Raw genomic sequence first — 21,891 nt, 5'->3', positions numbered from 1 at the left:
GGAGCAACCACAATGGAAAAATTTATTAAGCACACAGGTACTGGTGTTCCACTACGTCGCAGCAATGTTGATACAGATCAAATTATTCCGGCTGTTTATTTGAAGCGTGTTACACGTAGCGGCTTTGAAGATGGTTTATTTGCAGCATGGCGCAATGACCCTGAGTTTGTTTTGAACCAGCCAGCATTTAAGAATGGAACGATTCTTGTTGCAGGTGCAGATTTCGGAACAGGTTCATCTCGCGAACATGCAGTGTGGGCGCTACAGAACTATGGTTTCAAAGTTGTTATTTCAAGCCGTTTTGCAGATATCTTCCGCGGTAACTCGCTCAAAGGTGGATTGCTCACAATCATTCTTGATCAGGCCGAGGTAGAAGCGCTGTGGGAGACATTGGATGCAGATCCAACGACCTCAATCACCGTTGACCTTGAAACCCGCACAGTTAGCTATGGATCAAAGAGTTTGCCATTTGCGATCGATGATTACACCCGCTGGCGTTTAATGGAGGGGTTGGATGACATCGGTTTGACCTTGAAACAGACTGATTCCATTGACTCTTTTGAGAAAAATCGCGCTGCCTACAAGCCAAAAACACTTCCAGTTCGTTCATAGGAGCGTTAAAACAAGCGTAAATCGCAGGTTTTACGCATGGGTGAGATGTGATCGGTAAAACTCTCAATCAAAGATTTAGGGTTTTCTACGCATAAAAAACGGTGTTTTTCGCTATTTTATTGAAAAATAAAAAATGCGACACGCGCATTTCAATAGCGTAATCACCCCTTATGTGCGCGTAAGTTTATGAACACGTTAAGCGGTTGCTTAACATTTACGCGTAAATAAGGGGAATTCAATGAATAAGGCCCAATTCATTGCTGCGTTAGCACCACACTTCAACGACAGCAAGAAGGAAGCAGCTCACGCTGTAGATATCGTTTTTGACACAATCGTTCGTAACCTTTCAAAGGGCGAAGATGTAATGATCAACGATTTCGGTAAGTTCAAGAAGGTTGATCGCAAGGCACGTATGGGACGTAACCCATTCACAGGCGAGACAATCAAGATCAAGGCTTCAAAGAAGGCTCGCTTCCTACCTGCAAAGGCACTTAAGGAAGTTATCTCAGGAGATCGCAAGCTAGCTCCAGCTCCAAAGCCAGAGCCAAAGGTTGTTGCAAAGCCAGCAGCAAAGAAGGCAGCGCCAAAGAAGGCTGCTAAGAAGGTTGCGAAGAAGGCAGCTCCAAAGAAGGCGGCTAAGAAGTCACCTGCTAAGAAGAAGCCAGCAGCAAAGAAGGTTGTGAAGAAGGCTAAGAAGAAGTAATTCTTTTTAACTTAAAAAACGGGGCTGGCTAACGCTAGCCCCGTTTTTTGCATCTATCGCACTAATATTGAGCCCATGACGGAGTACAAGGTTTCATATGCTCCACCAACCGGAAAACCTCTTGGAACAAATTTCGCTTTCAAAATTGGAACCAAGGTAGTAATTCCGCTGCTTAATCTTGTTGGTAAGAAGCAGTGGCAAGGGGGCGAAAAACTTCCCAGGAGCGGCAAAATAATTGTTGCTAGTAACCATATTTCTTATTTAGATGTTTTGTTCTTTACTCATTTTCTCTATAGAAACGGCAGAGCTCCTCGTTACATAGGTAAAGAGGGAGTATTTAAGGTTCCAGTCATAGGAAAAATTATCCTTGCTGCAGGAATGGTTCCAGTTGCGCGCGAGAGTAAAGATGCATCTAAAGCGCTAGATCACGCTGTTCGACTTTTAGAGGTTGGACATTGCGTTGGCGTTTATCCTGAAGGCACCTTGACCCGCGATCCCGATGGTTGGCCGATGGTTGCCAAAACAGGTTTAGCTCGTTTAGCAATAGCTACCAAAACCCCAATCATTCCAATCGCGCAATGGGGATCGCAGATAGTTATGCCAACCTATGAAAAGAAAATAAAATTTTTCCCACGCACGCCGATCAAGGTTTTAGTTGGAGATCCAATCGATCTTTCTGCATGGCATGGAAAAGAAGGAGACCCTGAAGCTTTGCGCGAAGCAACGGCTTTTGTCATGCGCGAGCTCACAACCTTGCTTGAACAACTTCGCGGCGAAAAACGTCCAGAAACAATCTTTGATCCGCACAACTCTGATCTACCCCGCACTGGAAACTTTAAAAAGGCAAAGAAGAAGTGAGCAAGGTAGTCGTATTAGGTGCAGGCCAATGGGGAACCACGATGGCCCAGGTGTTATGCGATGCGGGTAACCATGTATTGATGTGGGGTCGCAATCAAGATGTGATTGATGAGATTAATAGCAAGCACACAAACTCGAAGTACTTAGATGACAACACACTTCCGGTTGGCCTGAAGGCAACCACAGATCTGCAAGAAGCCTTTAATTACTCCAATATTTATGTTTTAGCGGTACCTGCGCAAACGCTACGTGAAAATTTAACTGCCTGGAAGCCCTTTGTTCAGCCCAACGCAATTTATGTAAGTACTTTAAAAGGTATTGAAGTCAGCACCATGTCTCGCATGACCGAGATCATTCAAGAGGTTATGGAGACCGACAATGTTGCAATCATTACTGGGCCAAATCTGGCTAATGAGTTAGTACTGCGCCAACCGGCAGGAGCTGTTTCTGCTGCATCAACAATGGCGTTAGCTGAAAAGGTTCAGCAACTTTTTGCGACTCCTTACTATCGCGTTTACACATCGGTGGATGTTTTAGGGTGCGAGCTTGCAGGAGCGATCAAAAGTGTCATCGCACTTGCAGTTGGAATTTCAATCGGTATGGGCTTTGGTGAAAATACTCAAGCGATGCTTATTACTCGCGGACTCAATGAAGTTGCCCGTTTATGCGCCGCGCACTATGCCGATCCACTAAGTGCTGCTGGTTTAGCTGGCATGGGTGACCTTGTAGCAAGTTGCGGCTCACCACTTTCTCGTAACCGAACATTTGGCGAGGTTTTAGGCAAGAGCGGATCTATGGAAGTTGCACGCACGCAGGTGGCTAAAACCGTTGAAGGAGTTGCATCCTCTAACGCGGTTCTCGAAATTGCTCACCGCGTCGGTGTAGAAGTTCCGGTAATTGAGGCGGTAGCCGATGTTGTTTCAGGTGCGTTGACGCCCGCACAAGCTCTAGATCGCCTGATGGAGATCACCACAAAAGCAGAAAACTTTATTAGATGAGTAAGTTGAAAATCGCAATTATCTGCGGCGGCCCAAGTAGCGAACATGAAGTTTCATGTGTTTCTGCTGGGGGAGTTCTAGGTGGATTAGATAAAAAATCCTTTGAACCCATTTTGATTGGAATAACTAAAGCGGGCAAGTGGGTTGCACTCGATGAAAAGTACCCATTAAAGATTAATAACAAGGCAATGCCGACAATTGAAGATAATGGTTCAGCAGTTGAGTTAACTAAGGGCGGATTATTGGTTAACGGCAAGTTCATTGCAATTGATTGCGTTTTCCCTGTCCTGCATGGTGAATTTGGCGAAGATGGCGAGATTCAACAGTTACTGGAAGATGCCGATATTAAATATGTAGGTAGTGGGGTCAAGGCCTCAGCTGATGCGATGGATAAAGCGAAAGCAAAAGAGTTATTTGCTGCAGCAGGCATGAAGGTAGCAACTGGCATCGTGTTAGTTAAGAACGATAACAAACCAAATCCAGATTCATTCACTTACCCGGTTTTTGTTAAGCCCTCTAGCGGCGGATCAAGCCGCGGAACCCACAAAGTTAAATCCGCAGATGCATTGCACGCTGCAATCGAGGATGCATTTTTGTACGACGACAAGGTACTTATTGAAAACGCAATTAATGGCCGCGAAATAGAGTGCGCCGTTTTGGAGCGAGATGGAACTAGCTATGCATCTGTTGTAGGTGAGATTGTTGTCAATCCAAAGTTTGAATTTTATGATTTTGAAGCGAAGTATTTAGATGATGCAACTACCGTCAAAATTCCAGCTGGAATTCCAGAAACAGATGCTCAGGCCATTCAGATTGCTGCCATTCAAGCCTTTGAGGCGATTGGTTGCGCAGGATTATCGCGCTGTGACTTCTTTTATACCAATGATGGTGAAGTAATCATTAATGAGATCAACACGATGCCTGGATTTACAGGAACCTCGGTATATCCAAAGTTGTGGCAGGCCACAGGGGTTACCTATACAGATTTGATTTCAGCGCTGATTGATTCAGCGCTCAACCATTAGCTTAGGTGAGTTACAGGGCAGGTAAGTGTGCGTGTAATTCCAGGCACAGCTTGTACCTTTGAGAGAACAACGCGGCCAAACTCCTCCATGCTTGCTGCTTCTGCACGCATGATGACATCGTAAGGACCTGTTACACCTTCAGAGAGAGTTACTCCCGCAATCTTTGCGACAGCATCTGCTACTCCAGTTGCCTTGCCAACTTCTGTTTGAATCAAGATGAAAGCTTGTACTGACATGTGAGGTCCTTTCTTGTTGAGGCTCAAACGCTACCGCAGAACAACCCTTACTCACTAGTCGATTAGGCTACGGATATGAACTTCGATGAAGCGGGCGTAATTAAGGCCCTAACGCGCATCTTTGGGCAGACGCATCGCGGAGTTGAAATCGGCATTGGTGATGATGGCGCGGTTGTGGCCACAACTGAAAAGACAGTGATCACGACCGATATCGCAGTTGAGGGAACACACTTTTCAACATCATGGAGCAGTGCATTTGAAATTGGCCGCAAGGTCACCGCTGCAAATCTGGCTGATGTGTACGCCATGGGGGGATCACCTCGTTACTTAGTAGCTGCAGTGACCTTAACGGGCGATGAGACTTTAGAGTGGATTGAAGAGCTTGCAGAAGGAATTGCTCATGAAGCATCAAGTTGTGGGGCTTACGTCGTAGGTGGGGATCTTGCTAAAGGGCCATGTAAAAGTATTGCGATTACAGCAATTGGCGAAACTGACCGAGCAATTCTGCGATCTGGTGCGCAGATCGGTGATTCAATTTATATTTCATCATTACCTGGTTGGTCAGCGGCAGGTCTTTCTATCATCGAAAAAGATCTAGAAAGCGATTTAGCACAGCATGCAATCTCTGAATTTTGCGCACCAACCGTAGATTATGTTTCAGCGGTTCAATTCTCAAACGCTAAAGCAAATGCTTTATGCGACATAAGTGATGCACTTGTTATTCAGGCAGAACAAATGGCCGCTGCTTCAGGTATCTGTTTCTCATTCGACCAACAATTAATCGCAGCTCATCCAGAGTTTGATTCAATAAAAGAGTTAGCAGAAATCGCAGGCATTGATGTTTGGCAATGGGTTCTAGCTGGCGGCGAAGACCATGTCTTTTTAGCGACCGGTAAAGAGCTAGATGGCTTCTGTATAGGAACTGTTATTGCTGGTTCAGGAGTTCTGGGGCTAGACATGAAAAAAGCGCCAGATACCTGGCGCCATTTCAATTAAATCAACAATAAATTAACGAGTTACTTTTCCTGCCTTGAGGCATGAAGTACATACGTTCTGACGCTTTGGTGTTCCACCAACAAGGGTGCGAACACGCTGGATGTTTGGATTCCAGCGACGACGGGTCTTAACCTGTGAGTGAGAAACATTGTTTCCGAAGCTGGGCCCTTTGCCACAGATATCGCATGTTGATGCCACAGCGGTACTCCTTTTAACTCTTCTATTGATCTCGTTCCAATGGGAACAGGGCGTAAGGGTACCCCGTAGGCGGGGTTCAATGCCAATTCACGCTTGTTGAGGGAATTTCAGGCGATTTAGAGAGAGAATGCCCTTGTGGCACAACTAGAGAACAAGGTTTCGGCGGTCGTTGGCGACCGCACCGCCAAAGTTCTCGAAACAACCTTTGGCATTAAAAGTATCGGCGATCTCATGCGCCATTACCCACGTCGCTACATGGTCCGTGGTGAGCTTTCAGATATTTCTGAGCTCCACGAGGGCGATGAGACAACAATTCTTGCGCAGGTGTATTCAGCGTCGACTAGGCCTATGCGTGGGCGTAAAGGCAGCATGCTCGAAGTTGTAGTCACAGATGGAACCGACAAGCTCTCCTTAACATTTTTCAATCAAGCGTGGCGTGAAAAAGATTTGAAGGTCGGCCGACAAGGCTTGTTTGCAGGGAAAGTAGGAGTTTTTAACAATAAGAAACAGTTGGCACATCCAGATTACGAAATGATTCCTGACGGCTCAGATGTTGATAGCGCGGTCGAAGGTTTTGCTGGCAAGTATTTACCTGTCTATCCAGCCTCAGCAAAGTTACCTTCATGGAAAATTTCGCAATGCGCACAGCTAGCTATCGGAGCGCTAGATGAGATTGCAGATTTCTTACCAGAAACTATTCGCGCCAAGCACGATTATCCATCCTTACATCAAGCGCTAGTTCAGCTCCATCAACCTGCAGATTTAGATCATGCAGAAAATGCACGTGAACGCCTGACCTTTGATGAAGCATTCTTACTTCAATCCTTATTGGTATTACGCCGGATCGAACTAAAGAAACTTAACTCAACCTCCCGCAAAGCGACAGCTGGGGGATTGCTCGATGCATTCGATAAGAGATTGCCGTTTCAATTAACTGCAGGACAGATTGCCGTGTGCAAAGAAATAGAAGCAGATTTAGCACAACCTCATCCAATGCACCGATTACTACAAGGTGAAGTGGGATCAGGTAAAACAATTGTTGCTCTACGCGCGATGCTGGCAGTAGTCGATAGTGGGGGACAAGCAGCCCTACTTGCACCAACAGAAGTACTAGCAGCGCAGCATCTTCGCACCATTCAAAAATTGTTAGGTGATTTGGCACAAGGCGGCATGCTTGGTGGATCTGAAGTTGCAACTCAAGTTACTTTAATAACTGGCTCTCAAAACGCTGCAGCTAGAAAAGAGGCGCTTGCGCTAGCTGCTAGCGGAGATGCAGGAATCGTGATCGGAACTCATGCATTACTTGGAGAAAAGGTTGCCTTTAAAGATTTAGGTTTGATCGTTGTGGATGAGCAACATCGATTTGGCGTTGAACAACGAGATGCATTGAAGGAAAAAGCGGTTCTTCCGCCTCACTTGTTAGTTATGACTGCAACACCAATTCCACGTACAGTGGCGATGACGGTGTTTGGAGATTTAGATGTTTCAACACTTCGCGAACTTCCGCTTGGTCGCCAGCCGATAACAACGCATGTTGTGCCCGTAAAGGAAAAACCTAATTATCTGGAGCGGGCTTGGCAGCGCATCAAAGAGGAGGTTCAGCAAGGGCATCAGGCTTATGTTGTGGCTCCACGAATTAGTGCGGACCCAGATGCCGATGCAAATGCAGATCTAGATTTTCTCTTTGGTGAAGAATCCGATCAGATCTCTTCGGTAGAAGAGTTGGCACCGCTCTTACATTCAGGAGCACTACAAGGCCTGAAGATTGCTGTGTTGCATGGACGTTTACCCGCAGAAGAGAAAGAGGCCACCATGCAGGCCTTTTCACAAGGCGAGATTGATGTCTTGGTTTCTACAACTGTGATCGAAGTGGGCGTAGATGTTCCAAATGCAACGATTATGGTGATCATGGATGCGGATCGATTCGGCGTTTCTCAACTGCACCAGTTGCGTGGCCGAGTTGGTCGTGGCACCTCACCGGGGCTGTGCTTATTAGTGACACATTGCGAAGAGGAAAGCTCTGCGCGGGAGCGACTGAATGCAGTTGCCGGCACTTTGGATGGCTTTGAGCTCTCAAGAATTGATCTTGAGCAACGTCGCGAGGGTGATGTTCTTGGCGCTAATCAATCCGGAACTCAATCACATCTGCGATTGCTGCGCGTCCTTAGGGATGAAGATTTAATCGAACAAGCACGTAACGATGCTGAGGAACTAATTGCAACAGATAATGATTTATCAGACTATCCTGCTCTCAAGAATGAATTAGTTAAACTTCAACGTGATCAAGCAATTGATTACTTAGACAAGGGTTAATACCGTGAGAATAATTGCTGGAGTTGCAAAGGGCAGAACCCTGTCTGCAGTTGCCGATGCAACCCGACCAACATCAGATCGCGCACGTGAAGGTTTGTTTTCATCGTTAACATCTGAGTTTGGAAGTTTTGAAGGACTTCATGTGCTTGATCTCTTCGGTGGGTCAGGTGCAATTGGGCTCGAATCACTTTCTCGTGGAGCGACTTCGGTTCATGTAGTTGAAAAAGATGATGCAGCGCAACGCACGATTGAAGCAAACTACGAGTTAGTCAAGAAATCCAACCCAACCGGCAAATTCCAATTATTTGGAATGAGCGCTGAACGTTTCTTAAAGGATGCGCCGAAAGATAAGTATCACTTGGTGTATATCGATCCACCCTATGATTTTTCAAATCAAGCTGTCGAAGATATTTTGAGCGCTTTACATGATTGTGAATTTCTGAATAGTGATGCATTTATTGCAGTAGAAAGAACTGCACGTGGGGACCAATTCATTTGGCCCGATGCATTTGCGCCTGCTCGTGAGCGGAATTATGGGCAAGCGACCATTTATTACGCCAATTATCAGCCGTAAGAATGGATAACTGGCCACACAGTTGCTAGCGTTTGACTCATGAAGCGCGCAGTTTGTCCTGGATCCTTTGATCCCATCACATATGGGCATTTGGACATCATTGAACGAGCAGCGGGGCAGTTCGATCATGTAGTCGTTGCCGTACTAGAAAACCGCACCAAGTCCAGCATGTTCACCGTAGCTGAGCGCATTCAAATGATTACTGAAGTCACAACCAAGTTTTCAAATGTCTCAGTTGATTCTTGGAGCGGCCTTTTGGTGGATTACTGCAAGAGTAATTCAATTCAAGCGATCGTTAAGGGTCTTCGTGCGGTTACAGATTTTGATTACGAACTTCAGATGGCTCAAGTAAATTTGCAAGGTTCAGGTGTTGAGACCATGTTCATGGCAACAGCTCCTGCGCACTCTTTCCTCTCATCTTCATTGGTGAAGGAGTTGGCCCATTACAACGGTGATGTTTCAACCATGGTTCCACCATCTATTAACGAAGCACTTAAAGCCCGAGTAGCAGGGAAATAAAATGGATTCAATTGAGAAATTAACTAGCGCGATTACCCTTGTCGAAGAGGCACGCGGTGTCCCGCTGTCGGCAAGTTGCGTAGTACATCGCGCAGAGATGCTGGAAATTCTTGATGAAGCACGAGAAGCGCTTCCAACTGATTTTGAATCTGCTCGAAAAATTCTGGAAACTCGTGATGCGATTATCGAAGAGGCTCGAGTCAGCGCTGAGCAAATGATCGCTATCGCCCGTGAAGATGTTGCGCAAATGGTTGAACAAACTTCAATCGTTCAGATCGCACGCGATGAAGCACGCAAGATTTTAGATGATGCTCGTGAAACCGCAGATTTAGAAAAGCAAGAGGTTGAGGATTACATCGATGGCCGACTTGCAACACTAGAAGTAATTTTGAATAAGACTTTGGATGCCGTCTCACGCGGACGAGATCGCCTAGCTGGCGCAAATGACAAGGATGTCTTGTCGCAACTTGCTGATGAGTAAGCAACAAGACTCTTTCCAGCTCAATACATTCGAGCTGCCTCGTCGTGCGGGGGAGATGAAGGAGTATCAATTAGATATTCCTGTTAAAGAAAACTTTGGTGTTCCACTTATCTCTGTTCCCGCAGGAGAGGTCATAGAAGTTGACGTTCGGCTCGAATCAGTTACCGAAGGCGTGCTTTTAAGCGCTGATGTTTATGCGGTCGCTAAAGGTGAATGCATTCGCTGCCTTGACCCTGTAGAAATTGTGATTGAGCGAAAGATTCAAGAGCTCTACAACTATGAGCCAACAAATGAACGCGGCAAAAAGAAGAAGCGCGATGAGGATGAGATCGATTTAGATCTGGAGGATGAGCTCATGATGGATGGCAACATCATGGATCTTGAGACCCCTATCCGCGATGCGGTGGTTCTATCTCTGCCCATCAACCCTTTGTGTGATGAGGAGTGCCTTGGGCTATGCCCTGAGTGCGGAGGGAAATGGGCCGATCTGCCTGAGGATCACGCCCATGAAGTGATCGATGCCCGTTGGGCGAGCCTAGGCTCTCTCACGCTGGATGATCCCGATTTCAAGATTTAGCCCTTTTGAGGGATACTTTCCCTCTGCAGCCCAGTGGTTGCTTAAGGATTGAGAAGAGGTTAGAACAGTGCCAGTACCAAAGCGAAAAATGTCGCGTTCAAAGACGCGTTCACGTCGTAGCCAGTGGAAAACTACTGCAGCAGCTCTAGCCACATGCGGACAATGCCAGCAACCAAAGTTGCAGCACACAGCATGCCCAACCTGCGGTACATACAACCGTCGTCAGGTATTAGAGGTCTGATCTGAGTTCCATGCTCAGTGAGCAGCTGGGAGTCACACTCGATCCAGCTTTGCTTGAGTTAGCTTTTACCCATCGTTCATTTGCATATGAATCGGGTAGTAAAGAAACTAATGAGCGACTTGAGTTTCTTGGAGATTCAGTTCTCGGATTAATTGTTACTGAAGAACTGTACAAACGATATCCAGATTTTGATGAGAGTCGCTTGTCTCCATTACGTTCAGGTGTAGTCAACATGCGTGCGCTCGCAGATATCGCACGCGGATTAAATCTTGGCCAACATATTCGTCTTGGAAAAGGCGAAGAGGTAACAAATGGTCGAGATAAAAACTCATTACTTGCCGATGCCTTAGAAGCGTTGATTGGTGCTATTTATTTGCAGTTCGGTTTTGCAAAGTGCACCGAAATTGTGCGCGAGTTAATTACCTCAACTATGGATTCAGCGGTTGCTCGCGGTGCAGGTCTTGATGGAAAGACCGCCCTGCAAGAGCTTGCAGCATCCCTTGGTAAAGGTGCACCTGAGTATGTTGTTAGCGAAGAAGGCCCAGATCACGATAAGAATTTCACCGCTGTTGCAATGTTGGGTGGTCAAGCACTCAGTGAGGGCACCGGTAAGAGCAAGCGAGAGGCGGAACAAGTAGCCGCGCGTGCTGCTTACGAGGCGTTAAAAACCGCCAATCCTCAAGCCTAAATTCACCAAAATCACGCGCAAGAAGCGATAGGTTTGCCGCGTGTATTTGAAGAGTATGACGCTCAAGGGCTTTAAGTCCTTTGCTTCCGCGACCACTCTTCGTCTCGAACCCGGCATTACCTGTGTGGTTGGCCCCAACGGTTCCGGTAAATCAAATGTTGTTGATGCGCTTACCTGGGTTATGGGTGAGCAAGGCGCAAAATCTCTTCGCGGTGGAAAGATGGAAGATGTCATCTTCGCTGGAACAAGCGGGCGTGCACCACTAGGACGTGCAGAAGTTTCGCTAACAATTGATAACTCTGATGGCGCACTTCCAATCGATTACACCGAAGTAACTATTTCCAGAATTCTTTTCCGTAATGGACAGAGCGAGTATCAAATCAATGGAGAAGCATCACGTCTTTTAGATATCCAAGAGCTACTGAGCGATTCAGGTATCGGTCGCGAAATGCACGTCATCGTTGGTCAAGGTCAACTCGATGCAATCTTGATGGCAACTCCAGAAGAGCGTCGCGGATTTATTGAAGAAGCAGCTGGCGTACTTAAGCACCGCAAGCGCAAAGAGAAAGCACTTCGCAAATTAGATTCAATGCAAGCAAACCTTGCACGTGTTCAGGATTTAACTGTTGAACTTCGCCGCCAACTGCGCCCACTGGGTAAGCAGGCAGAGGTTGCAAAGAAAGCTGCAACGATTCAAGCAGATCTGCGCGATGCGAAACTACGCTTGCTTGCAGATGATTTCATTTCGATGTCAAAGACACTCGAACTTGAAGTTGCAGATGAAACTGCGCTTCGTGAAAAACGTACTTCAGTAGAAACAGAGCTTGAAACTGTTCGACGCCGCGAAGAAGCACTAGATGCACAAGCAGCATTTGAGAGCCCATTATTGATCGCCGCACAAGAGACTTATTACAACCTCAGTTCACTCCGTGAAAAGTTCCGCGGAACTCAAAGCTTGGCTCAGGAGCGTTCACGTTTTCTTAATGAAGAGGCGGAAGAAGCACGAACTTCAGGTCGTGATCCAGAAGCTATCGATGCAGAAGCGGCAGCACTTCGTCTTGAAGAGTCACAACTGCGTGCAAATGTGGTTGAAGCACAGCAAGCACTTGTTCACGCAACAACTCAATTAGCATCAGCTGAGGCTGCGTTAAAGAGTGATGAAGACACAATTGCTGCAGCAATGCGAGCAATTGCAGATGCGCGCGAAGGAACTGCCCGTCAAGAAGGCCACATTAAATCTTTACAGGCGCGACTAGAGGCTATTGCTGAAGAGATTGAGCGCCTTAACAAATCTCGAAGTGATGCTCAAGCTCGTGTTGATCAAGCACAACGTGAGTACTCTTCATATGAACTAGAAATCGCAAGCGCAGATTCTGGTGAACTCGGTCTTGATTCACAGTACGAAGGTGCAAAGAACTCACTCGAGGGAGCAAAGTCAAAGCTCAATGAGTTAGTTGAGGCAGAACGCGCCGCAGATCGTGAACGAAATGCCGTGGAGTCAAAGCTTGAGGCCATGAAGCTGACCTCACAAAACCGCGATGGCGCATCAGCTCTGCTACGTGATTCACGTGGAGTATCGATTCTTGGAAGCATCGCCGGATTAATTGAAATTGATAATGGGTGGGAATCAGCCGCCGCTGCGGCGCTTGGGTCATTGGCCGATGCGGTTGTGGTGCAGGATCTTTCATCAGCAGTAACCGCACTTACGACTTTGCGCAGTGAAAACTTAGGACAGGCTGATGTACTTGTGTACGAGCCAGGACAAAGCGGAAACGGAAATATTCCCGCTGGTCTAACTCCACTTTCTGCACATATTCGCTCTAACTCAATTGGTGATCTCATTTCATCTCTACTTGCTTCAACTGTTGTGGCAGAAAATGCCAACGCTGCAGAGGCAATTCTTCGCTCACACCCAGCTGTAACTGTTGTGACTCGTGATGGAGATGTGATTTCACGTGGACGTGCTCGTGGTGGCTCTAAGTCTTCATCATCTTTGATTGAGATTAAGGCGCTCATCGAAGGTCTTGAGACGAAGTTACAAGAGATTACACACAACTGTGATCGCTTGAAGTTTGAAATTTCAACGGCAACTAATGAAGTTGCTTCACGCCAAAGTGATTTTGATGTTGCGCTATCTAAGCTCAATGAATCTGATGCACGAATCGCAGCATTAACAGAGCAGCTGGCTGTGTCTGGCCAGAATATGAAGTCAGCAATGGCTGAAGTTGAGCGCTTAAACAACTCCATTAATGAGGCTACAGCAGCCAAGTCTCGCGATGAGGGCGAAATTGTTATCGCGCAAAATCAGTTGCAGCAGCGTGGTGAGGTTGCAGAGCCAGATCACTCTCGCACTGAAGAGCTTCGTAACTTAGTTTCAGTAGCGCGTACTTCAGAGGTAGAAGCCCGACTTGCGGTTCGTACAATTGAAGAGCGCGTCGATTCGATCGCTGCACGTGCATTAACACTTGAGCAATCAGCGCAAGCAGAGCGAGATGCATCAGAGCGAGCAATTGTTCGCCGTAGTGCACGTGCCCGCGCAGCAGTAATTTCACAAGCAGTTGCAGAAGCTGCGTATGAAGTTCTTATTCACATTGAACGCTCTATCGCAAAGGCTGCTACAGAACGTGGTCGCCTAGAAGAGTCCCGTGCATCACGTGAAGGCGAGACTTTAACTGTTCGCACACGTGGACGTGAGTTAACAACTGAGCTTGAGCAGCTAACAACAAGTGTTCACAAAGATGAGATTGCTCGTGCAGAACAACGTCTGCGTATTGAAACCCTTGAAGCTAAGACTGTTGAAGAGTTCGGAATTGATACTGCAACTTTGGTAAATGAGTACGGTCCCGATAAGGATGTTCCAACCTTTCACGAGACTGAAGATGGCGAAATTATTGCAACTGAGATGGTTCCATATCGTCGCGATCAGCAAGAAAAACGTCTTGCCTCTGCAGAGCGTTCATTGAACCTACTTGGAAAGATCAATCCGCTGGCACTTGAGGAGTACACATCTCTTGAAGAGCGCTTGAAGTTCTTAGCAGAGCAACTTGAGGATCTAAAGAACACCAAAAAGGATCTGCTGGATATTGTTAAAGAGGTTGACGACCGCGTGCAATCAATCTTCATGGAAGCCTATGAGGAGACAGCTAAGCACTTCGAAGATATTTTTGCTCGCTTGTTCCCAGGTGGAGATGGTCGTTTGATCCTGACAGATCCAGACAATCCATTAACTACCGGTGTCGATGTAGAGGCTCGTCCGCCAGGAAAGCGTGTGAAGCGCCTTTCCTTGCTCTCTGGTGGAGAAAAATCTCTTACAGCTGTTGCGATGTTGGTTGCGATCTTTAAATCTCGTCCAAGTCCGTTCTACGTACTTGATGAGGTTGAGGCCGCACTTGATGATGTGAACCTTGGACGATTGCTCGGAGTGCTTGAAGAGCTACGTGAAAGTTCACAGTTGATCATCATTACTCACCAAAAGCGCACTATGGAAATTGCAGATGCTCTGTACGGTGTAACTATGCGCGGGGATGGCGTGACAGAAGTTATCTCACAGCGCTTGCGCGAATCTGACGCAAGCTAAGGCTTCGCACGATGGGTCTTTTCAGTAAGTTCATCGCCAAGATAAAAGGCACTAATGATTTTTCACCTGCCGATTGGGCTGAACTTGAACAAGAGTTGCTGGCATCAGATCTGGGACCTAAATTAACTAAAGAGTTTCTTGAAGCAGCTCGCAAGGTAAAGAGCGATAACGCCGAGCAAGCACTAATTGAAATTATGACCTCGAATCTTTCTCAGAATTCACACCAGCCAATTATTGTTGAAGGAACCACGACCATCATGGTTGTTGGAGTCAATGGCACCGGCAAGACAACATCTGTTGCAAAGCTCGCCTCTTTCTATAAGAAATCCGGAAAGTCAGTTGTACTTGCAGCTGGAGATACATTTCGTGCAGCAGCCGTTGATCAGCTTCGCACTTGGGGAGATCGAATCGGAGTAACGGTCGTATCGGGAAAAGAGAATGGCGATCCAGCATCAGTTGCATTTGATGGTGCAAAGAGTGCACATGAGTCACAGAGCGATATTTTCATCATCGACACCGCAGGTCGTTTGCACAATAAAAATGATTTAATGGCAGAGCTCAGCAAAGTAAAACGCGTAGTCGAAAAAGTTTCGCCGATCAATGAAGTTTTATTAGTTATTGATGCGACAACAGGTCAAAATGGTTTGCAGCAAGCAAAGATCTTCACTGAAAGTGTTGAAGTAACTGGCATCGTGTTAACAAAGCTAGATGGCAGCGCAAAGGGCGGGGTTGCCTTGGCCATTGAGGCCGAGCTTGGAATCCCGATCAAATGGGTGGGTACGGGCGAGTCCGAGGCTGATTTCGCCCTGTTTGAGGCTGAAAGCTATATCCAAGGGCTGCTGGCGTAACCCAGATGTAACACAACAGGGGTTTTTGTCACGCCCCTGAAATCCGAAACGTCTCTTTTCGTAACTGCGCTCATAGAAGGTTTGGGCATCTCAAAGGCGAGAATCTTTCTTTACCTTTATGAAAGCAGATACAACTATGGAAGAGATTGTTTTAAATTCCGGCGATACAGCCTGGATGTTGGCAAGCACCGCTCTCGTTCTTCTTATGACACCAGGACTTGCGTTTTTTTACGGTGGAATGGTTCGCACAAAGAGCGTTCTAAACATGATGATGATGTCCTTTGTAACTATTGGAATCGTCAGCGTTTTGTGGGTTATTTATGGTTTCGAATTAGCATTTGGTTACAAGGCTGATTCACCTTGGTACGGAAACATTTCATTCTCAGGTCTTGGTGGAATCGTTAATGACTTCACAAATAATGGTGGAATTTATCCAATTCCAGTTTTGGTTTTCGCGGCATTCCAATTGATGTTCGCAATCATTACTCCAGCGCTTATTTCTGGCGCAATCGCAGATCGTACAAAGTTCACAGCATGGGCTGTCTTTGTAGCAATCTGGTCAACAATTGTTTACTTCCCAGTTGCACACTGGGTATTTGCCTTTGGAAACAAGGTTGGCGACACAGTTACAGGAACAGGATTTTTGGCAGGCAAGGGTCTTGAAGACTTTGCGGGTGGAACAGCTGTTCACATCAACGCAGGTGCAGCAGGTCTAGCACTTGCAATTGTTTTGGGTAAGCGAGTTGGCTGGCGTAAAGAAGCTATGCGTCCTCACTCATTGCCACTAGTGCTTCTAGGTTCTGGTCTATTGTGGTTTGGATGGTTCGGCTTCAACGCTGGATCTGCACTTGCTGCAAATGGAATTGCAGGACTCGCATTTATGAATACTCAAGTAGCAACAGCTGGCGCAGTTTGTGGTTGGTTGTTAGTTGAAAAGATTCGCAACGGTCATCCAACATCACTTGGTGCCGCATCTGGTGCGGTAGCAGGACTTGTCGCAATTACACCTGCATGTGCATTTGTTGCTCCATGGGCGGCAGTCGTTATCGGATTATTCGCCGGCATCTTCTGCGCACTTGCAGTTGGCTTAAAGTACAAGTTTGGCTTTGACGATTCTCTTGATGTTGTTGGAGTTCACCTTGTAGGTGGAATCTGGGGTTCATTAGCGATCGGTCTCTTCGGAACACACGTTGTAAACAGCATCGGTCTTGATGGCTTGTTCTACGGTGGCGGAACAGCGTTGCTCACAAAGCAGGCACTTGGAGTCGGCTTTGTTGCAGGATATTCATTCCTGGTAACACTTGTTCTTGGTTTTGCAATCGAAAAGACCATCGGATTCCGCATCTCTAAGGATGCAGAAGTCGAAGGTATCGATCTCAGCGAGCATGCTGAGACAGCGTACGAAATGTCTAGCTCATCACGCGGAGGTGCTTTCTAATGAAACTTATTACAGCGATCTTGAAGCCATTCAAGTTAGAAGATGTTAAGAACGCACTGCAGGCAGCAGGAGTAACAGGTATGACTGTGTCAGAGGCAAGTGGTTTCGGACGTCAGCGTGGCCACACTGAGGTTTACCGCGGCGCCGAATACACAGTTGATCTAGTGCCAAAGGTTCGCCTAGAAGTTTTAGTTGATGACAAAGACTCAGATTCTGTGGTCGATGTGATCGTTAAAGCTGCTTCAACAGGGTCAATTGGTGATGGAAAGGTTTGGACAACACCAGTTGATCAGGTTATTCGCGTTCGTACGGGGGAGCGCGGTTCGGAAGCAATCTAGACTTCTCCTATGAGTACCCGGGAGAGAAGAGATCGATCGAACGAGAGCGATCGATTTCTTTCAGAACTATTTAGCAATGCGTTGCACACCCATTGCGACATAGATTCGGGTAAGGAGATAGCACTCGCCGCGGTTGGTGGTTATGGCCGCGGCGAGTTATCTCCTGGTTCAGATTTAGATATCTTGTTTTTACATTCAGGGAAAATCTCGCAAGAGAAGTTAAAAGCAGTTGTTAATGATGTTTTATATCCGCTGTGGGATAAGACCAGCGTTGATCATTCAGTTCGTACCCGAAGCGAAACTCGAGAATCCGCAGATTCTGACTTAAGAGTAGCAACAGGTTTATTAGATATTCGTTTGATAGCAGGTAACGCTGATCTAGTAGCAGCCGTGCAAAGTGATGCTGTGGAGTATTGGCGAAAGAGCGCTAAGGACAATTTGCCTAAGTTGCAAAAGAACCTTGAAGAAAGACATTCACGAGCAGGTGAGCTTGCTTATTTGTTAGAGCCAGATTTGAAAGAGGCTCGTGGAGGGCTACGAGATATTCAAGCGTTGCGCGCTATTTCTAAAACAGGTGCAGTTCGGGTTCCGCTAGAGAAAATTAGCTGGGCAGAATCCACTTTGAATAATGTTCGAGAAGCGCTGCATATCGCAAGTGGACGCGGGAAAGATCGCCTGTTGTTTCAGGAGCAGGACAAGGTTGCAGAGTTACTTGAATATCCAGATGCTGATGCAATGATGAGCGATGTAGCTCGAGCAGCACGATCTGTTGATTACCTTTTGGATTACACCTGGCACGCCTTTGAACATAAGGGCAAAGATGGTTTAGGACGCATCATGCGTCGACCACGAGTAGTTACCGTGGCAAAAAATGTAAGTGCTGCAAACCGCGAAATTGTTATCGATCCATTTACTTCGATTAATGATGATCCTGTTGTTGGATTGCGCGCAGCTGCAACTGCTGCGCAATTAGGCCTGCCATTGTCATTAGATACATGTACTGAATTGGCTGAAGCGCTCAATAATGGTGAAGGCATACTTCCTAATCCGTGGCCTCGCGAAGCACGCGAACTCTTAGTTTCGTTGATTGGCGCAGGCGAAGCGATGGTGGGAATTTTCGAGTCCTTAGATCAGGAAGAGATCATTTTTCATTGGATTCCTGAATGGCGCAGCGTCCGGTCACTTCCGCAACGAAATGCATTGCATCGTCACACAGTTGATCGCCACATGGTTGAAACCGCTGTGCATGCAGCAACCTTGACCCGCAAGGTACATCGACCAGATTTATTGTTGTTTGCCGCCTTGTTCCATGACATTGGTAAAGGAACGCAGGAGGATCATTCAGAGCGTGGAGTTCGTTTAATTGAGCCAATTGCACGACGTGTGGGATTTGATGAGAAAGATATTGAAACCCTTAAGTTATTAGTGCTGCATCACTTACTTCTATCTTCAACCGCAACCCGCCGAGATTTAGATGATCCGGCGACAATTCAATCTGTTCTGGCTTTAATTCCGGATGCAAACACATTAGAGCTGCTGCACGCATTGAGTATCGCCGATGGGGAAGCAACCGGAAGTGCTGGATGGAGTGATTGGAAAGCGACCCTAGTTGCAGAGTTAGTAAATAGGGTTCGCAAAGCAATGTCTGGTGTTGAAGTTGCCCAGCAACCACAAGTTTCTGATGAACAAGTTGCGCTTGCCGAAAAGGGTGATTTGCGAGTCGTGTTAGAAGAACATTCAAGTGGTTATGCAATCGAAGTCATTTCACCTGATAAGCCAGGCTTGCTTTCTATTGTGGCGGGCGTCTTCAATATTTCGCGGTTAGATGTTAAATCTGCTCGTACAAAGACGCTTGGAAGTTCAGCTGTTATGTATTGGATTGTTACACCTGAACCACATGCACCAGAAGTAAGCGATTCAAAGTTGCATGAATTAATCGCAGCAGCTTTGGTGGACTCAACCGATGTGGAAGAACGGCTCAGCGCCCGCGCAGCTGCCTACGCATCTATTCCAACAATTCCGGTTCCAGATCCTGAAGTTGAGATATTTACTGATGCTGCAACAGATGCAACAATCATTGAAGTCCGAAGCCATGACCGTCCAGGATTGCTATTTAGAATCGGTGCAGCAATTACAGAATCAAAGATTGATATTCGATCCGCCATCGTTACAACCCTTGGCGCCGAGGCTATTGATACCTTGTATGTAACCGAGTTAACGGGCGGACCGCTTACCTCTGAGCGAGCAAACCAGGTCGCTTCGCATCTTAAGCAGGCGTTGAAGTAGTCTTCGGCTCTTATGTTTGAGTCCTTAACCTCTCGCTTCAGTGGAGCATTCTCATCTCTGCGCTCACGAGGAAAGATCTCATCCTCAGATATCGAAACTACCTGCGAGGAAATTCGCCAAGCCTTACTTGAATCAGATGTGGCTTTATCTGTTGTTGAAGATTTCATCGCCGATATCCGCCAAAAATCTTTAGATGCACTGCCAACTCTGCAATCAGGCACAAATCAAGCAAATGTAATCTTTGAAATTGTTAATACATCCCTGATTGAAATCCTTGGGGGACAGGCACGCAGAGTTCGCTTTGCGAAGAATCCACCGACGGTGATCATGTTGGCTGGTTTACAAGGTGCCGGTAAAACAACTTTGGCTGGAAAGCTGGCAAAGTTTTACGCCGATCAAGGGAACACTCCACTTTTAGTTGCCTCTGATTTACAACGCCCCAACGCTGTAACACAGTTGCAGGTTGTTGGTGATTCAGTCAATGTTCCAGTGTTTGCGCCAGAACCAGGGAATGGCCAGGGAGATCCAGTAAAGGTCGCGAAGGCCGGAATTGAGTTTGCAAAGTCAAAGCAATACAACATGGTGATCGTTGATACCGCAGGTCGTCTGGGCGTAGATGAAGATTTGATGAAGCAAGCATCTGATATTCGAGATGCAGTGAATCCTGATGAGATCTTGTTTGTTGTCGATGCGATGATTGGACAAGATGCCGTTAGAACATCGCAAGCATTCTTAGCTGGTGTTGGTTTTGATGGCGTTGTTCTGACAAAGCTCGATGGTGATGCGCGTGGTGGTGCGGCGTTGTCAATCGCTTCGATGACTAAGCGTCCAATCATGTTTGCCTCAACTGGTGAAAAACTTCATGAGTTCGACATCTTCTATCCAGAGCGAATGGCTTCTCGAATCTTGGGTCTTGGCGATGTTGCAACTCTTGCCGAACAAGCGAAGAAGGCATTTGATACCGATACATCTGCAAAACTTGAAGCGAAGTTTGCAAGCGGAGAAGATTTCACACTAGAAGATTTCTTAGATCAGCTGCAGGCGATGTCCAAGATGGGCAACATGTCTAAGTTATTAGGAATGCTTCCTGGTGCCGGCCAGATGAAGAAACAGATCGAAAACTTTGATGAGGGCGAGATTGTTCGCACCAAGGCGATTGTTCAATCCATGACTCCAGCAGAACGCCGTGATCCAAAGGTATTAAATGGTTCTCGTCGAGCACGTATTGCATTGGGCTCAGGTCGCAAGGTGTCAGATGTAAATAATCTGGTGGATCGATTCTCAGCTGCTCAAAAGATGATGAAGCAGGTCCGCAATGGGGGCATGCCCGCCGGTATGGGAGGCATGGGAATGCCAGCCCTGCCGAAGGTTCAAACCCCGGTCAATAAGAAGAAAAAGTCCAAATCTGGCAACCCTGCCAAGCGAGCGCAAGAAGAGGGTTAGAAAGCACCGATTTCCCTCTTTCGCGCATGAATGGCAGAATTGGGCACCTGTTGACGGGGCCCTCTACCCCCAGCAACATCCACAATTCGATAGTCATCTGAATTGATCGCGCACCCCGCTGCGGTTGATACGCATGACACACATTTACAGGAGTACAACTTTCTTGGCTACAAAAATTCGTTTAATGCGCATGGGCAAAATCCGCACACCATTTTTCCGCGTTGTAGTTACAGACTCACGCAAGGCACGTAACGGTCTATCAATCGAAGAGATTGGTCGCTACGTACCAGGACAAGAGCCATCACTTATCGAGATCAACTCAGAGCGTGCTCTGTACTGGCTCGGTGTTGGTGCACAACCATCTGAAGCTGTAGAGGCTTTGCTTAAGGTGACTGGCGATTGGCAGAAGTTTAAGAAGCTTCCTGGAACTGAAGGAACTCTTAAGGTTGCAGCTCCTAAGCCATCAAAGGTTGTTGCATACGAAGCAGCTATGAAGGCTGCAGCGGATGAACCAGCTGAAGGCGCAACAACAATGAAGAAGAAGGCACAGGAGAAGCTTGCAGCTAAGGCAAACCCTGTGTCCGAACCAGAAGCTATCGCTGAGGTGGCAGAGGTTCCAGCTGTAGAAGCGACTGCAGATGCAGTGGTTGAAACAGAAGCTGTTGTTGAAACTCCAGCTGAAGAAGCGGCTGCAGAATAACAATGATGGATGAAGCCCTAGAACATTTGGTCAAGGGAATTGTCGATAACCCTGATGATGTCGTTGTCGCTGAAAAGACAGGACGTCGCGGAACAACTTTAGAGGTTCGAGTAAACCCTGAAGATATTGGCAAGGTCATTGGTCGTAATGGTCGTACTGCAAAAGCGCTTCGTACAGTTGTAAGTGCGCTCGCAGGACGTACAGTCCGCGTCGATCTCATCGAGACCGACGAAGTTAGATAA

The 21,891-nt window shown here is 46.9% G+C and carries 23 protein-coding genes; 21 read left to right on the top strand and 2 right to left on the bottom strand.

Translation table 11 applies throughout. The features are described from left to right. Nucleotides 1-12: 12 nt before the first annotated feature. The 5 genes from leuD (at nt 13) to AC8GFU_RS04490 (ending at nt 4,196) form a co-directional block, all read left to right on the top strand. Nucleotides 13-612: a 3-isopropylmalate dehydratase small subunit gene (gene leuD, locus AC8GFU_RS04510; protein ID WP_506625956.1), complete on the top strand. Its 600-nt coding sequence runs from the start codon at nt 13-15 to the stop codon at nt 610-612. A gap of 238 nt (nt 613-850) precedes the next feature. After that, the gene (locus tag AC8GFU_RS04505; protein ID WP_506625955.1) at nt 851-1,315 is read left to right on the top strand and encodes an HU family DNA-binding protein; all 465 of its coding nucleotides are present in this window, start codon (nt 851-853) and stop codon (nt 1,313-1,315) included. A 75-nt stretch (nt 1,316-1,390) separates the two neighbouring features. Beyond that, entirely contained in the window at nt 1,391-2,173 is a 783-nt protein-coding gene (locus AC8GFU_RS04500) for a lysophospholipid acyltransferase family protein (RefSeq protein ID WP_506625954.1), read from the top strand. Continuing rightward, complete coding sequence (locus AC8GFU_RS04495; protein ID WP_506625953.1) at nt 2,170-3,171, top strand: NAD(P)H-dependent glycerol-3-phosphate dehydrogenase; 1,002 nt, start codon at nt 2,170-2,172, stop codon at nt 3,169-3,171. Before AC8GFU_RS04500 ends, AC8GFU_RS04495 begins: the two co-directional genes overlap by 4 nt. Further along, complete coding sequence (locus tag AC8GFU_RS04490) at nt 3,168-4,196, top strand: D-alanine--D-alanine ligase family protein (RefSeq protein ID WP_506625952.1); 1,029 nt, start codon at nt 3,168-3,170, stop codon at nt 4,194-4,196. Before AC8GFU_RS04495 ends, AC8GFU_RS04490 begins: the two co-directional genes overlap by 4 nt. On the opposite strand, the gene AC8GFU_RS04485 is transcribed toward AC8GFU_RS04490, so the two are convergent. Further along, nucleotides 4,193-4,432 carry an Lrp/AsnC family transcriptional regulator gene (locus AC8GFU_RS04485; protein ID WP_506625951.1) on the bottom strand — a complete coding sequence of 80 codons (240 nt, stop codon included), beginning with the start codon at nt 4,430-4,432 and terminating at the stop codon, nt 4,193-4,195. The two genes, AC8GFU_RS04490 and AC8GFU_RS04485, sit on opposite strands and share 4 nt — an antisense overlap. A 75-nt stretch (nt 4,433-4,507) precedes the next feature. Here AC8GFU_RS04485 and thiL point away from each other — a divergent pair, with 75 nt between their 5' ends. Beyond that, the gene (gene thiL, locus AC8GFU_RS04480; RefSeq protein WP_506625950.1) at nt 4,508-5,428 is read left to right on the top strand and encodes a thiamine-phosphate kinase; all 921 of its coding nucleotides are present in this window, start codon (nt 4,508-4,510) and stop codon (nt 5,426-5,428) included. Between the two features lie 12 nt (nt 5,429-5,440). Here thiL and rpmB read toward each other — a convergent pair whose 3' ends face one another. Beyond that, complete coding sequence (gene rpmB / locus AC8GFU_RS04475; RefSeq protein ID WP_506625949.1) at nt 5,441-5,626, bottom strand: 50S ribosomal protein L28; 186 nt, start codon at nt 5,624-5,626, stop codon at nt 5,441-5,443. Between the two features lie 135 nt (nt 5,627-5,761). Here rpmB and recG point away from each other — a divergent pair, with 135 nt between their 5' ends. The 15 genes from recG to AC8GFU_RS04400 all read left to right on the top strand — a co-directional run bounded on the left by recG (nt 5,762) and on the right by AC8GFU_RS04400 (nt 21,891). Then, nucleotides 5,762-7,939, top strand: coding sequence for an ATP-dependent DNA helicase RecG (gene recG, locus AC8GFU_RS04470; protein WP_506625948.1), 2,178 nt, complete (start codon nt 5,762-5,764; stop codon nt 7,937-7,939). A gap of 4 nt (nt 7,940-7,943) precedes the next feature. Then, entirely contained in the window at nt 7,944-8,513 is a 570-nt protein-coding gene (gene rsmD, locus AC8GFU_RS04465) for a 16S rRNA (guanine(966)-N(2))-methyltransferase RsmD (protein WP_506625947.1), read from the top strand. A 39-nt stretch (nt 8,514-8,552) separates the two neighbouring features. Then, nucleotides 8,553-9,032: a pantetheine-phosphate adenylyltransferase gene (gene coaD, locus AC8GFU_RS04460; RefSeq protein ID WP_506625946.1), complete on the top strand. Its 480-nt coding sequence runs from the start codon at nt 8,553-8,555 to the stop codon at nt 9,030-9,032. Between the two features lies 1 nt (nt 9,033). After that, a complete protein-coding gene (locus tag AC8GFU_RS04455; RefSeq protein ID WP_506625945.1) occupies nt 9,034-9,513 on the top strand; it encodes an ATP synthase subunit B family protein in 480 nt (159 codons plus the stop codon). Next, on the top strand, nt 9,506-10,090 hold the full coding sequence (locus AC8GFU_RS04450) for a YceD family protein (protein ID WP_506625944.1): 585 nt from the start codon (nt 9,506-9,508) through the stop codon (nt 10,088-10,090). The genes AC8GFU_RS04455 and AC8GFU_RS04450 overlap by 8 nt, the downstream gene beginning before the upstream one ends. 67 nt (nt 10,091-10,157) lie before the next feature. Further along, nucleotides 10,158-10,331: a 50S ribosomal protein L32 gene (rpmF, locus tag AC8GFU_RS04445; protein WP_445835835.1), complete on the top strand. Its 174-nt coding sequence runs from the start codon at nt 10,158-10,160 to the stop codon at nt 10,329-10,331. A gap of 10 nt (nt 10,332-10,341) precedes the next feature. Next, nucleotides 10,342-11,019: a ribonuclease III gene (gene rnc, locus AC8GFU_RS04440; RefSeq protein ID WP_506625943.1), complete on the top strand. Its 678-nt coding sequence runs from the start codon at nt 10,342-10,344 to the stop codon at nt 11,017-11,019. Between the two features lie 40 nt (nt 11,020-11,059). Next, nucleotides 11,060-14,596, top strand: coding sequence for a chromosome segregation protein SMC (smc, locus tag AC8GFU_RS04435; RefSeq protein WP_506625942.1), 3,537 nt, complete (start codon nt 11,060-11,062; stop codon nt 14,594-14,596). An 11-nt stretch (nt 14,597-14,607) separates the two neighbouring features. Beyond that, nucleotides 14,608-15,444, top strand: coding sequence for a signal recognition particle-docking protein FtsY (gene ftsY / locus AC8GFU_RS04430; protein ID WP_506625941.1), 837 nt, complete (start codon nt 14,608-14,610; stop codon nt 15,442-15,444). Nucleotides 15,445-15,580: 136 nt separating this feature from the next. Beyond that, entirely contained in the window at nt 15,581-16,882 is a 1,302-nt protein-coding gene (locus AC8GFU_RS04425) for an ammonium transporter (protein ID WP_506627168.1), read from the top strand. Further along, the gene (locus tag AC8GFU_RS04420) at nt 16,882-17,220 is read left to right on the top strand and encodes a P-II family nitrogen regulator (RefSeq protein WP_506625940.1); all 339 of its coding nucleotides are present in this window, start codon (nt 16,882-16,884) and stop codon (nt 17,218-17,220) included. The genes AC8GFU_RS04425 and AC8GFU_RS04420 overlap by 1 nt, the downstream gene beginning before the upstream one ends. A gap of 9 nt (nt 17,221-17,229) precedes the next feature. Further along, nucleotides 17,230-19,506, top strand: coding sequence for a [protein-PII] uridylyltransferase (locus AC8GFU_RS04415; protein ID WP_506625939.1), 2,277 nt, complete (start codon nt 17,230-17,232; stop codon nt 19,504-19,506). A gap of 12 nt (nt 19,507-19,518) precedes the next feature. Further along, nucleotides 19,519-20,949, top strand: coding sequence for a signal recognition particle protein (ffh, locus tag AC8GFU_RS04410; protein WP_506625938.1), 1,431 nt, complete (start codon nt 19,519-19,521; stop codon nt 20,947-20,949). Nucleotides 20,950-21,112: 163 nt separating this feature from the next. Beyond that, nucleotides 21,113-21,649 carry a 30S ribosomal protein S16 gene (gene rpsP / locus AC8GFU_RS04405; protein ID WP_506625937.1) on the top strand — a complete coding sequence of 179 codons (537 nt, stop codon included), beginning with the start codon at nt 21,113-21,115 and terminating at the stop codon, nt 21,647-21,649. A gap of 2 nt (nt 21,650-21,651) precedes the next feature. Beyond that, a complete protein-coding gene (locus AC8GFU_RS04400; RefSeq protein WP_506625936.1) occupies nt 21,652-21,891 on the top strand; it encodes an RNA-binding protein in 240 nt (79 codons plus the stop codon).

Source organism: Planktophila warneckei (SeqCode), from assembly GCF_965234675.1.
GTDB lineage: Bacteria > Actinomycetota > Actinomycetes > Nanopelagicales > Nanopelagicaceae > Planktophila > Planktophila warneckei.
The sequence above is the reverse complement of the archived record's forward strand: the minus strand, read 5'-3'. Positions and strand labels throughout refer to the sequence as shown.

Excerpts from the sequence above, each read along its gene's own strand:
- leuD (WP_506625956.1), top strand. The coding sequence starts at position 13 with ATGGAAAAATTTATTAAGCACACAGGTACTGGTGTTCCACTACGTCGC.
- AC8GFU_RS04505 (WP_506625955.1), top strand. The coding sequence starts at position 851 with ATGAATAAGGCCCAATTCATTGCTGCGTTAGCACCACACTTCAACGAC.
- AC8GFU_RS04500 (WP_506625954.1), top strand. The coding sequence starts at position 1,391 with ATGACGGAGTACAAGGTTTCATATGCTCCACCAACCGGAAAACCTCTT.
- AC8GFU_RS04490 (WP_506625952.1), top strand. The coding sequence starts at position 3,168 with ATGAGTAAGTTGAAAATCGCAATTATCTGCGGCGGCCCAAGTAGCGAA.
- AC8GFU_RS04485 (WP_506625951.1), bottom strand. The coding sequence starts at position 4,432 with ATGTCAGTACAAGCTTTCATCTTGATTCAAACAGAAGTTGGCAAGGCA.
- thiL (WP_506625950.1), top strand. The coding sequence starts at position 4,508 with ATGAACTTCGATGAAGCGGGCGTAATTAAGGCCCTAACGCGCATCTTT.
- coaD (WP_506625946.1), top strand. The coding sequence starts at position 8,553 with ATGAAGCGCGCAGTTTGTCCTGGATCCTTTGATCCCATCACATATGGG.
- AC8GFU_RS04455 (WP_506625945.1), top strand. The coding sequence starts at position 9,034 with ATGGATTCAATTGAGAAATTAACTAGCGCGATTACCCTTGTCGAAGAG.
- AC8GFU_RS04450 (WP_506625944.1), top strand. The coding sequence starts at position 9,506 with ATGAGTAAGCAACAAGACTCTTTCCAGCTCAATACATTCGAGCTGCCT.
- rnc (WP_506625943.1), top strand. The coding sequence starts at position 10,342 with ATGCTCAGTGAGCAGCTGGGAGTCACACTCGATCCAGCTTTGCTTGAG.
- ftsY (WP_506625941.1), top strand. The coding sequence starts at position 14,608 with ATGGGTCTTTTCAGTAAGTTCATCGCCAAGATAAAAGGCACTAATGAT.
- AC8GFU_RS04425 (WP_506627168.1), top strand. The coding sequence starts at position 15,581 with ATGGAAGAGATTGTTTTAAATTCCGGCGATACAGCCTGGATGTTGGCA.
- AC8GFU_RS04420 (WP_506625940.1), top strand. The coding sequence starts at position 16,882 with ATGAAACTTATTACAGCGATCTTGAAGCCATTCAAGTTAGAAGATGTT.
- AC8GFU_RS04415 (WP_506625939.1), top strand. The coding sequence starts at position 17,230 with ATGAGTACCCGGGAGAGAAGAGATCGATCGAACGAGAGCGATCGATTT.
- ffh (WP_506625938.1), top strand. The coding sequence starts at position 19,519 with ATGTTTGAGTCCTTAACCTCTCGCTTCAGTGGAGCATTCTCATCTCTG.
- AC8GFU_RS04400 (WP_506625936.1), top strand. The coding sequence starts at position 21,652 with ATGATGGATGAAGCCCTAGAACATTTGGTCAAGGGAATTGTCGATAAC.